Origin of the sequence: Pseudoalteromonas sp. 2CM41L (genome assembly GCF_023161905.1) — a bacterium.
Lineage (GTDB): Bacteria > Pseudomonadota > Gammaproteobacteria > Enterobacterales > Alteromonadaceae > Pseudoalteromonas > Pseudoalteromonas atlantica.
This window is the reverse complement of sequence record NZ_JALNTN010000002.1, coordinates 283,147-294,241: the sequence shown is the minus strand read 5'-3', so window position 1 is coordinate 294,241 and position 11,095 is coordinate 283,147. Positions and strand designations below refer to the sequence as shown.

10 protein-coding genes and 4 tRNA genes are annotated in these 11,095 nt (G+C 41.3%); 9 read left to right on the top strand and 5 right to left on the bottom strand.

From position 1 onward, the window contains the following. The first annotated feature begins 58 nt into the window (after positions 1–58). From MTF64_RS04170 to MTF64_RS04155, 4 genes are all read left to right on the top strand, one after another. A tRNA-Leu gene (locus MTF64_RS04170) sits at positions 59–143 on the top strand. A gap of 40 nt (positions 144–183) precedes the next feature. Continuing rightward, positions 184–258, top strand: a tRNA-Gln gene (locus MTF64_RS04165). A 123-nt stretch (positions 259–381) separates the two neighbouring features. After that, a tRNA-Leu gene (locus MTF64_RS04160) sits at positions 382–466 on the top strand. Positions 467–506: 40 nt separating this feature from the next. Further along, positions 507–581, top strand: a tRNA-Gln gene (locus MTF64_RS04155). Between the two features lie 4 nt (positions 582–585). Here MTF64_RS04155 and MTF64_RS04150 read toward each other — a convergent pair. Together MTF64_RS04150 and MTF64_RS04145 are read right to left on the bottom strand one after the other, a co-directional pair. Continuing rightward, positions 586–2,175: a bifunctional diguanylate cyclase/phosphodiesterase gene (locus MTF64_RS04150; RefSeq protein WP_054983450.1), complete on the bottom strand. Its 1,590-nt coding sequence runs from the start codon at positions 2,173–2,175 to the stop codon at positions 586–588. A 156-nt stretch (positions 2,176–2,331) separates the two neighbouring features. Continuing rightward, the gene (locus tag MTF64_RS04145; protein WP_248450679.1) at positions 2,332–3,501 is read right to left on the bottom strand and encodes an FAD-dependent monooxygenase; all 1,170 of its coding nucleotides are present in this window, start codon (positions 3,499–3,501) and stop codon (positions 2,332–2,334) included. A gap of 256 nt (positions 3,502–3,757) precedes the next feature. On the opposite strand from MTF64_RS04145, the gene miaB reads away from it, so the two are divergent. The 5 genes from miaB to lnt are packed head-to-tail and all read left to right on the top strand — an operon-like array spanning position 3,758 to position 9,223. Next, complete coding sequence (miaB, locus tag MTF64_RS04140) at positions 3,758–5,206, top strand: tRNA (N6-isopentenyl adenosine(37)-C2)-methylthiotransferase MiaB (protein ID WP_029774570.1); 1,449 nt, start codon at positions 3,758–3,760, stop codon at positions 5,204–5,206. Positions 5,207–5,263: 57 nt separating this feature from the next. Then, on the top strand, positions 5,264–6,322 hold the full coding sequence (locus MTF64_RS04135) for a PhoH family protein (protein WP_055253090.1): 1,059 nt from the start codon (positions 5,264–5,266) through the stop codon (positions 6,320–6,322). 4 nt (positions 6,323–6,326) lie between these two features. Next, on the top strand, positions 6,327–6,785 hold the full coding sequence (gene ybeY, locus MTF64_RS04130; RefSeq protein WP_248450677.1) for an rRNA maturation RNase YbeY: 459 nt from the start codon (positions 6,327–6,329) through the stop codon (positions 6,783–6,785). A 22-nt stretch (positions 6,786–6,807) separates the two neighbouring features. Next, positions 6,808–7,692 (top strand): CNNM family magnesium/cobalt transport protein CorC, encoded by an 885-nt coding sequence (gene corC / locus MTF64_RS04125; protein ID WP_004589463.1) that lies wholly within the window; start codon positions 6,808–6,810, stop codon positions 7,690–7,692. Continuing rightward, positions 7,673–9,223, top strand: coding sequence for an apolipoprotein N-acyltransferase (gene lnt / locus MTF64_RS04120; RefSeq protein WP_248450675.1), 1,551 nt, complete (start codon positions 7,673–7,675; stop codon positions 9,221–9,223). Before corC ends, lnt begins: the two co-directional genes overlap by 20 nt. Positions 9,224–9,311: 88 nt before the next feature. Here lnt and MTF64_RS04115 read toward each other — a convergent pair whose 3' ends face one another. The 3 genes from MTF64_RS04115 to MTF64_RS04105 all read right to left on the bottom strand — a co-directional run bounded on the left by MTF64_RS04115 (position 9,312) and on the right by MTF64_RS04105 (position 11,089). Beyond that, the gene (locus tag MTF64_RS04115) at positions 9,312–9,656 is read right to left on the bottom strand and encodes a 2OG-Fe(II) oxygenase (RefSeq protein WP_126007659.1); all 345 of its coding nucleotides are present in this window, start codon (positions 9,654–9,656) and stop codon (positions 9,312–9,314) included. 43 nt (positions 9,657–9,699) lie between these two features. Beyond that, positions 9,700–10,149: an FxLYD domain-containing protein gene (locus MTF64_RS04110; RefSeq protein ID WP_248450674.1), complete on the bottom strand. Its 450-nt coding sequence runs from the start codon at positions 10,147–10,149 to the stop codon at positions 9,700–9,702. 88 nt (positions 10,150–10,237) lie between these two features. Continuing rightward, positions 10,238–11,089: an alpha/beta hydrolase-fold protein gene (locus tag MTF64_RS04105; protein ID WP_248450672.1), complete on the bottom strand. Its 852-nt coding sequence runs from the start codon at positions 11,087–11,089 to the stop codon at positions 10,238–10,240. Between the last annotated feature and the right edge of the window lie 6 nt (positions 11,090–11,095).

Genomic DNA, 11,095 nt, shown 5'->3' with positions numbered 1-11,095 from the left:
GTCTTGAATTAGACGCTGGATTTAGGTTCCAATACATTAACACCTGTGTATGTTAAATGCGGGAGTGGCGGAATTGGTAGACGCGCTGGATTTAGGTTCCAGTATCTTAGGATGTGAGAGTTCAAGTCTCTCCTTCCGCACCATGTTCTCGATAAGAACTAAAATAATCAGCTAATTCTTTGTTGGGATATCGCCAAGCGGTAAGGCACCAGGTTTTGATCCTGGCATTCCCAGGTTCAAATCCTGGTATCCCAGCCAATTTCTTCTACCAAAGAAATTGCATAAAAGAATGACCATATGCGGAAGTATCGGAATTAGCAGTTGTCTTGAATTAGACGCTGGATTTAGGTTCCAATACATTAACACCTGTGTATGTTAAATGCGGGAGTGGCGGAATTGGTAGACGCGCTGGATTTAGGTTCCAGTATCTTAGGATGTGAGAGTTCAAGTCTCTCCTTCCGCACCATGTTCTCGATAAGAACTAAAATAATCAGCTAATTCTTTGTTGGGATATCGCCAAGCGGTAAGGCACCAGGTTTTGATCCTGGCATTCCCAGGTTCAAATCCTGGTATCCCAGCCAATTTCTATATTATCCTGTACTCTTCCTCATTTGCATATTTGTGTATAAACTCATTAATGTTTACTGGCTTGCTAAAATAATACCCTTGCAAATAATCACAATCCATTAGCGTTAATGTTTGTTTAAGATCGTTATCTTCTATTCCCTCTGCCACCACTTTACAATTAAGTCGCGTCGCTAAAAACAATGTCGATTCAACAATCGCGTAATCTGCTATTTGAGTCAGCATGTCTTTTATAAATGATTGATCTATTTTTATTTGGCTTATTGGTAATTCTCGCAGTAATACCAAAGAAGAAAAACCAGTACCAAAATCATCTACACTAAATTCAAACCCTCTGCTATTTAGTTTTTGCATCATTGTGCGGGCGGCTTCTAGGTTTGTCATCATGGCACATTCGGTTATTTCAAAAATAATTGCGTCGCTTAGCGTTGGGTCATGCTTTACTAGTTCTTCAACAAACTCATAAAACTCCGGGCTTTCTAAATCTTTAGTAGAAAGGTTTACATGCAACGAACCTATAAACCCAGCTGCTTTTAACTCCTTTAAGTGCTTTATTGTTTCTAGTAGCACCCATTTAGAAATATTTAATATCAACCCACTTTGCTCAGCAATGCCAATAAATACCTCTGGACTAATAAATGAGCCATCACTTTGCGGCCAGCGTATTAATGCCTCTGCACCATGGACTTCATCGGCTCTGGCATCAAAAATAGGCTGTAAATAAAGCTCAAATTCGTGGTTTTTAATAGCGTGCTTAATACGTGAGGTCATATTTGAAAGCTCATTTGCTCGAGTGCTCAGCGCCTCAAAGTAATGTACATACAGTTGCTGTGTGTCTTTAGCCTCATGCAGTGCTAAGTCTGCTTGCTTTAATAGCTCATTAGCGTGCGACGAGTGATTCGCAAAGGTTGTTATTCCCACAGTCACGTGTACACGTAAGCTATGCTCGTAAATATGAAATGGGTGTTTAGTTGATTTTTTTATGGCTTCAATACATAAATTAATTGCCTCATTGGCTGAGTTATCAACAATAAGTGCAAATTCATCGCCGCCTAAACGGTACAGCTTGGCTATTCCCACAATATTATGGCTGAGTGTTTTTGAAAAAATGCTTAACAGCATATCCCCTACTTTATTGCCGTATGAGTCATTAATCGATTTAAAGCGGTTTAAATCTATAAGCATTAAATAAAACGAAGGCTCGTACTTAACTTGTTTGTTAAGCACCTGAAAAAACTTTTTTCGATTAGGGAGGCCGGTTAAGCTGTCGTTTTCGGCAAGGGTTCGTTGACGTTTTGCAAAGCGGTCTATTTTTAAAATACTTTTATAACTAAGCTGAATAACTAAATAAACAAAAGCGCCCCCGCCAAATAAAATTAGCGATACGCTCATAGCAATAAATCCGGCAATATCGTTATTTACAAAATAATAAAGTACATACCAATAACCCACTATAAAGCTAAAAATAAGCGCCAGTAGCAAAATCCACGAAACACGGTTAGTTTTTTTACAAATTTTTATTGTTGGCACAATGCTCAGCGTTAGTAGCAAAGCGCCAACAATGAGTATAAAAATAAAAAAATTATCCACAAACACACAACTTTTAATTGGTTAGTAGTTTGAGTATGGCAAAAAAACGCAATAACGGAATAAATTAATAGTGACAACTATGCAGTTGCCCAAGTGGCATAAGAAAGGGAGTGACTGGCTGTGCATTTATTAATTTAGCCAATCACTTAAATAGATTTAATTAAGCTCCCCACTAATGGCGTATTTTAATACCCAGTTTTTTAAAGGACCGGTATTGTTAGCCATTTTTAAAAACTGGCTGCGTGCCCATTTTAGTGGCGTAATTTGGTTAGAAAAACCAAAGTAACACGCATCCATCATGCTCATCATTAATAGGTTGGCTTTACGGCGGCTTCGCTCGTATTCTTTTAGTTTTAGCGGACAACCAATATCATCAGCGTCTTCAAGCACCTGTGCGAGTGCTACCACATCTTGAAAACCTAAATTAACGCCCTGCCCAGCCAGTGGGTTAATTGTGTGCGCCGCATCGCCCACTAACACCAAACGCCCATTAGAGTAATTATTTGCATGCTGACGGGTAAGCGAAAATACCGCATGGCTTTGCACATCAAAATCCCCTGCAAGAAGCGGAAACTTATTTAAAACATGCGCTTTAATTTGCTCAGCCGTTAACCCTTTAAAGTTTTGTAAGGTATTGGCACTGTCGTACCAAATTAAATTAGCATATGGCGCCTGCATAGGTAAAAAGGCTAACGGGCCTGTAGGGGTAAATTGTTGCCACGTTTTTACTTGCTGCGGCGCATCTAGCTTTATTAGTACGCCCATGCAGTGCTGCTGATACTGCCACCCTGTTACACCAATATTTGCCCTGGCACGTAGCTGTGATTGCCCGCCATCGGCAGCAATAACTAAATCAGCAGTGTAACGGGTATCACCATAAATGAGGGTGATTGACGTTATGTCTTGCTCAATAGCGCTTAAAGGTGCTGATTGTTCAATAACCTCAATATTATAATGTGCAAACTGCTGCCAAAGGCTTGCTTGTATTAAATTGTTTTCGATTAAATGACCTAAGTGCGAAGTATTAATATCGGCGCAATCAAATAATAGGTTGTCGCCACCGCGCTCAAATGCTTCTAACTGCGTGTAAGGTGCTAGTCGATTTTGCCTTAAAATAGGCATAGCCCCTAGCTCGTCCAGCAGGTTTTCTGAAAAACGGTTAATAGCCGATACCCGTATATCTACCTGATCACTTGCTAAAATGGCGTCGGCGTTAATCAGTTTTTTTTCTATTATTTGTACTGATTTTCCTTGCTGTGCAAGCTTTATGGCCATGGCCGCACCGACCATCCCAGCGCCTACAACAATCACTTTGTTTTGAGTCATGTTTTTCATCATTTGGTTAATACGTGAAACTGTTTTGATTGTACCGTAACTCGCCTCATTAGTGCGAGAGTATATAACTATCACGCTATTAAACTGCCTGTGTATTGATTTGAGATCACAAACATGAAAACTATACTTGGATCTGGGCGGGTATCCAGCTAAAATACGCGTCCTTTAAGTGAGCAACCTTGCTCCTTAATCCCGTTTTAAGCACATTTTTGTGCCACTACCGAATTGAACACGAGGCTATATTTCAATGAGCAAAAAGCTGCATATCAAAACTTGGGGTTGTCAGATGAACGAGTACGACTCTCAGAAGATGGCTGATCTTTTAGATGCAACCAACGGCTACCAGCTAACGGAAGAAGCAGCAGACGCCGACGTTATTTTACTTAACACCTGTTCAATTCGTGAAAAAGCGCAAGAAAAAGTATTTCACCAATTAGGTCGCTGGAAGTTATTAAAAGACGACAAGCCAGATTTAATTATTGGTGTAGGTGGTTGTGTTGCCTCACAAGAAGGTGACTCTATTCGCCAGCGCGCACCGTTTGTTGATGTTATTTTTGGCCCACAAACATTACACCGTTTACCTGAAATGATTAAACAAGTGCAAGGCGACAAAGGTTCATCGGTGGTTGATATTTCGTTCCCAGAAATTGAAAAGTTTGACCGTTTACCAGAGCCAAAAGCAGAAGGCCCGTCTGCATTTGTATCAATAATGGAAGGTTGTTCTAAGTACTGTACTTTTTGTGTTGTACCTTATACCCGTGGTGAAGAAGTTAGCCGCCCATTAGATGACGTATTATTAGAAGTTGCGCAACTTGCCGAGCAAGGCGTACGTGAAGTAAACCTGCTTGGTCAAAACGTAAATGCATACCGCGGTGAAACACACGATGGCGAAATTTGTTACTTCTCAGATTTAATCCGTTATGTAGCAGCGATTGATGGCATTGACCGTATTCGTTACACCACCTCGCACCCGGTAGAGTTTACGCCAGATATTATTGATGCGTACGCTGATGTACCAGAACTTGTTGATCACTTACACCTACCTGTGCAAAGTGGTTCAGACCGTATTCTTAATTTAATGAAACGCGGCCATACAGCGCTTGAGTACAAATCAACAATACGTAAGCTGCGTAAAATTCGCCCTAACTTAAGCATGTCGTCAGACTTCATTATTGGTTTCCCAGGTGAAAGCAAAACAGACTTTGAAGCCACAATGAACCTAATTAACGACATTGGCTTTGATATGAGCTTTAGCTTTATTTACAGTGCGCGTCCAGGTACGCCTGCCGCCGACTTACCTGATGACGTATCAGAGCAAGAGAAAAAAGAGCGCTTATACCTACTACAAAACCGTATTACACAAATGGCACAACAAATTAGCCGCCAAATGTTTGATACAGAGCAACGTATTTTAGTTGAGGGGCCTTCTAAAAAGAACCCAATGGAATTACGTGGCCGCACCGAAAACAACCGTGTAGTTAACTTTGTTGGCCCACATACAGTGATCGGCCAGTTTGTTGATGTACGTATTACCGAAGCGTTACCAAACTCTTTACGTGGCGATTTAATTCGTACAGAATCAGAAATGAACTTACGTCGTGATATTGCTCCTTCAGCTATTTTAACAAAAGCTGCAAGCGTTGAGCCAAAAATCGATACAACCAACGAAATTGGCGTAGCTACTTTCGTACCGTAGTTGTATAAATTCATTGCGCCAGTAACCCTTACTGGCGCACCCGAATAGGAAGTAATTTTGAGTAATCAGTTAAAAACATTAGAGATTTATTTAGAACCTGCCGACAACAAACGCCTTTCTTCTTTATGTGGCCCGTTTGACGAAAACATCAAACAAATTGAACGCCGCCTAGGTGTTGAAATAATCCACCGCGACAACTTTTTTAAAGTAACAGGTAAACTGCACTCAAGTGCCGCGGCCGTAGAAATTTTAAAAAACCTTTATGTTGATACTCAACCTGTTCGTGGCGAAATTGGTGAAATAGAGCCCGACAACGTACATTTAGCCATTACCGAATCAAAAGCCCTAGAACAAGAAGTGCCGCAAAGTGCGTACGGCAAAGAAATGTTTATTAAAACCCGCCGTGGCGTAATTAAACCGCGTAACGACAACCAAGGTTTGTATGTTGCTAATATTTTGCATCACGACATTACCTTTGGTATTGGCCCTGCCGGTACAGGTAAAACATACCTAGCAGTTGCAGCCGCAGTAGATGCCCTAGAGCGCCAAGAAATACGTCGTATATTACTTACCCGCCCAGCGGTAGAAGCCGGTGAAAAACTGGGCTTTTTACCAGGCGATTTAAGCCAAAAGGTAGACCCATACCTGCGCCCTCTTTACGATGCGCTATTTGAAATGCTTGGCTTTGAAAAAGTAGAAAAACTTATTGAAAAACACATTATTGAAATTGCCCCACTTGCTTACATGCGTGGCCGTACACTAAATGATGCGTTTATTATTTTAGATGAAAGCCAAAATACCACCGCCGAGCAAATGAAAATGTTTTTAACCCGTATAGGCTTTAACTCTAAAGCAGTAATAACGGGCGATATAACACAAGTTGATTTACCACGCGGTGCGCGCTCAGGCCTTCGTCATGCAATAGAAGTACTTAGCGATGTTGAAGAAATTAGCTTTAACTTTTTCCAATCGCACGACATTGTTCGCCACCCTGTTGTTGGCCGTATTGTCGAAGCCTACGAGCGCAATGACGAAAGCGAGCGACTAAAGCGTATAGAAAAACAAAAAGCCAAAGAGCAACTTGCCGCTCAACAGCCGCCTTCTACTAAAGAGTAATACCGTGAGTACCGAATTAGATTTACAAATAGCGTGTGAGTTTGACAACATCCCAAGCGAAGAACAATTTGCACTGTGGGCCGATAAAGCCCTGAGCAAGTTTCGTGATGAGTCGGAGCTGAGCATCGTTATAAGCGATGAAGCCCAATCACAACAATTAAACAACGACTACCGTGGTAAAAATAAACCAACCAACGTGTTGTCGTTCGAATTTGAAGCACCGCCAGGCATTGATTTGCCATTAGTAGGTGATTTAATAATTTGCCCAGCCATTGTATTGGCCGAGGCAATCGAGCAAGAAAAGTCATTTCATGACCACTTTGCCCATATGGTTATTCATGGATGCTTGCATTTACTTGGATTTGACCATATAAAGAGTGAAGACGCTTTTGAGATGGAAAGCATAGAAAAGCAATTACTTGCAGAGCTAAACATAGCTGACCCATACCGGGACGAAATTTAAATTAACGGAGCATTTAGACGCAATGAGCGACGATAACTCGCAATCTAGCCAGGGTTCTTCTGGCAAAACGTGGATGGGCCGCATAGCCCAAATGTTGCAAGGGGAACCCCAGAATAGAGAAGAGCTGGTTGAAGTAATTGCCGACGCGCAAGAGCGTGACGTAATCGACCCAGAAACCAAAGAAATGATTGAAGGTGTGCTTGGTGTATCCAAGCTTAAAGTGCGCGATATAATGATCCCGCGCTCACAAATGGTCACACTTGAGGTCGACAGCCCCCTTGAAGATTTGATCCCCATGATGGTCGACTCCACCCACTCGCGTTTTCCGGTGGTGTGTGAAGACAAAGACCACGTTGAAGGTATTTTGCTCGCAAAAGACTTGCTGCCGCTTATTTTAAATAAAGATGAGCACCTACCCTCACTGCGCGAATATTTACGCCCAGCCATGGTAGTGCCAGAAAGCAAGCGCGTAGACACCCTACTAAATGAATTTCGTCAGCAACGCTACCACATGGCTATTGTAATTGACGAATACGGCGGTGTATCGGGACTTGTAACCATTGAAGATATTCTTGAAATAATTGTCGGCGAAATCGAAGATGAACACGACGAAGAAGAAGATCAACAAGATATTCGCCAACTTGCTAAGCATGTATACGTAGTACAAGCGCTCACCCCTGTAGATGACTTTAACGAGTACTTTAAAACAGGTTACAGCACCGATGAAGCCGATACCATTGGCGGCACGGTACTACACGCATTTGGCCATATGCCAAGTCGCGGCGAAACAATTGAAATAGACGACTATCAGTTTAAAGTAACTAATTCTGATAACCGTCGTATTTTACAACTGCAAGTCACCGTTCCTAAGGTTGATGAAAACGACAGTGAAGAAACTACTAACTAAACTCACCCTGTTAGTAAAAGATAAAAAAGCATGGCTCGCACTGGTTGCGGGCCTTATTTTAACTTTTGGCTACGCCCCTTACCAAATTTGGCCCATCGCATTTTTTAGCATTGCCGCCATTATTTTTTGTATTAACCCAAACAACACAGCTAAAGCGCACGCAAAAAGCGCTGCTAAATATGGCTTTATATTTGGCTTAGGCTGGTTTGGCGCGGGTATTAGCTGGGTGCATGTATCTATTGCCACCTTTGGCGGCATGCCGCTTATAGCATCGCTCTCGTTAATGGCTTTACTGTGCTCATATTTAGCCCTATTTCCGGCGATGGCGTTTTGGGCTGCAACTCGCTTTGCAAGTGGCCCTAAAAGCATGGGCGCACTTCTAATTGCCAGCATAGCCATTAGTGAATACTTACGTGGACACTTACTGACTGGCTTTCCGTGGCTAAGTTTTGGCTATACACAAACAGATGGCCCGCTTAGGCTGCTTGCCCCTTATATTGGCGAATTTGGCTTAACGCTTACCTGTGTTGGCATTGGTTTTGCCCTTTACAGGCTCACCCAAAAAGATTTTAAAACCCCATTAATAAGCGCAGCCGCTTTAGCGTTACTTGTTATTGGCGCATTAAATTCAGGTAATAATCGCTACTCTGGCAAAGAAATGTCGACCTTATTGGTGCAAGGTAATATTAAACAACACCTGCGCTTTGAACCCAGTGAGTTTTGGACCACCATGAGCAAGTACCAAGACCTAACACGCCCACATTGGGATGCCGACCTAGTGGTATGGCCCGAAGCCGCCGTGCCCGAAATAGAAGCCCTTGCCGACACGTACTTAGCCAATTTAGACAGCGCGGCCTCGTTTAATAAAACCGCATTAGTTACCGGTATTGTTGACTACCAGCTCGACACCAAAACCATTTACAACACCCTTATTGTGGTAGGTAATAAAGAGCACAACGACGAGCACGGCCATTATCGCTACCTAGACAAAAACCGCTACCGTAAGCACCAGTTGTTACCTATCGGCGAATTTGTACCATTTCAGGATATATTGCGCCCTATAGCGCCATTGTTTGATTTACCTATGTCATCGTTTACCCGTGGCGATAGAGTGCAAAACAACCTACGCGCCAATGGATTTAATCTGCTACCTGCCATTTGCTACGAAATAGTATTTGCCGATTTAGTACGCGGTAATTACCAAAGCGACTCTGACTTGCTGTTTACCGTAAGTAACGATGCCTGGTTTGGCGATTCAATTGGGCCATTACAACACATGCAAATAGCCCGCATGCGCGCATTAGAGTTACAACGCCCGCTGGTACGTGTTACCAACAATGGCGTAAGCGCCGTATACGACCCAATAAGCCACACACAACAAACCATGCCACAGTTTGAAGCTGCGACCATGAAAGCCGATATAAAGCTTATACAAGGCGACAGCGTGTACAGCCAATACGGAAACATCTTTGTGTGGGGGGTTGTGGTGTTGATGATGATCGGTGGAATTGGGGTTAGGTTTAGGAAATGAATGGAAGTTGATAGCTGTGTAAAAACAGCTATTAAAAAGAAAGGTGTTTTTTGTTGGGTTTCGCTTCGCTCCACCCAACCTACAATAATTACTTTTTGATCCAACCTATGCTTAAAATATAGCGAGTACCTTGCTCTATTTTTAATACTTGATGCCGCTCAATATCGGGTCTGAAAAGTTTAATTCGACTGTAATTTATAATCGGGTTTTCACACATAAACTCACCACCCCTAGCGGCATGCTTCAATACAACATTAAGCCTAAAGTGCCTGCCAGTTTTAACTTCATCGGTATGCGGCTTTATTTCACTGCCCTGCGGGAATTTAATTAAGTATGCATCCAATTTAAAAGGGAAAAGCATGTAGCACAATAACATTTTATCGTAACCCGACTTTTGTCGCCCACGTTGCCAACTAAATAATTTATTTGCCATAAACTACACTTTCACTTGTTCTGAAAATCCCTTAGAAAGAATATCAAAACCACTTAAATTTCAGTTTGGCAGAGTGTACTCTGCTCGCCTGTGGTCTTAGTAGATTGCAATGAATATCAATATAGCTACTCTTATTCGGTTCTATAAATATGTCATCGCTTTTACCTAAACAATTACCAATAAATTTGCCATTCTTATCAAATGTAGAAGCAATTACTCCAGCTGCATATATGCTTTCGTTGGTTATATTTTTTAGCTCTGCAGTTATTCTAACCCGCCCATTTTCTTTAAAAATATCAGAAAGGGTAAGTTTGTAATCATTACTTAAATCAGACGTGCTATCTAATGTTTTATTAGAAACCTGCTCTTTAAATCCACTCTCCACCTCAGCAGCTATTGTGAGCGCGTATACACTGATGCCACCTAGAGTTGCTATTACAAACCCTGCTCCCCAAAAAAAACCCTTTATAATCTCATTAAAATTATTACTCATTTAATTCCCTTTTAATTTTCCCACTGAATTTAGTAAATAATATACCCAAAGCAACCCTTTTTTTCCTACTAAGTTTATAAGTTAAAGTTTACCTTTTTAATAAGCTTTTTAACCCATAATACCAACTAAGCGCAGCGACTGTGCCATGTGTTTCATCTTTAAAGTAACGTTGATTAATAATTAGATTATTGCTTGGGTGCGCTTTTAACTTTTTAGCAAACGCTACACCCCATTGATAATTTGCTTTACCAATTTCGCCAAACGCTTCGTCATTATTTGCAAAGGTAAAATATACATTGCCATTAAGCGGCTTATTTATAAGTTGCTTCTCATCAAAATAACGGTTTAGGTAGTTATTATCCCACAGGTAGGTTGCATCAATTATTAAGTAATCTGTAAATAGCGCATGGTTGCTAAGCAATACATAGCTGGCAAACAAGCCACCGAAGGACTCACCTATTAATACGCGTTTAGTTGATGTTCGGTAATTTTTATTAATGAGTGGGATAAGTTCTTTTTCAAAAAAGGCACTGTAATTTGCGGCGTTGCCAATATTTTCAAACTTTTCTAGAAGCTCACCGTTAAATGTCCAATCAACATTGGTTGGGGTAAAATCACGCTCTCTTATCGCATTTTGACTATTAGGAATGGCTACTATAATTGCTTGTTGTATTTGCTGCTCAAGCCGCTGAGTACTAAGTGCCTCGACTAGCCCAGCGACAGCTTTTAGGTGTGTTTGGTCACCATCGAGCAAGTAAATAACTGGGTATACTTGATTGGGGTTTTCATTGTAGCTTGGCGGTAAATAAACGCTAAAACTGCGTTGTTCATTTAAAATTACAGACTCAAGCTGATAGGTTTTGGCTAAAGTAATAGGCTCTGAGGCATTTACATTTATTGTAAAAAATAAATATAAAAATATTATTGATAAGACTTTCATACATAT

Excerpts from the sequence above, each read along its gene's own strand:
- miaB (WP_029774570.1), top strand. The coding sequence starts at position 3,758 with ATGAGCAAAAAGCTGCATATCAAAACTTGGGGTTGTCAGATGAACGAG.
- MTF64_RS04145 (WP_248450679.1), bottom strand. The coding sequence starts at position 3,501 with ATGACTCAAAACAAAGTGATTGTTGTAGGCGCTGGGATGGTCGGTGCG.
- corC (WP_004589463.1), top strand. The coding sequence starts at position 6,808 with ATGAGCGACGATAACTCGCAATCTAGCCAGGGTTCTTCTGGCAAAACG.
- MTF64_RS04110 (WP_248450674.1), bottom strand. The coding sequence starts at position 10,149 with ATGAGTAATAATTTTAATGAGATTATAAAGGGTTTTTTTTGGGGAGCA.
- MTF64_RS04115 (WP_126007659.1), bottom strand. The coding sequence starts at position 9,656 with ATGGCAAATAAATTATTTAGTTGGCAACGTGGGCGACAAAAGTCGGGT.
- MTF64_RS04105 (WP_248450672.1), bottom strand. The coding sequence starts at position 11,089 with ATGAAAGTCTTATCAATAATATTTTTATATTTATTTTTTACAATAAAT.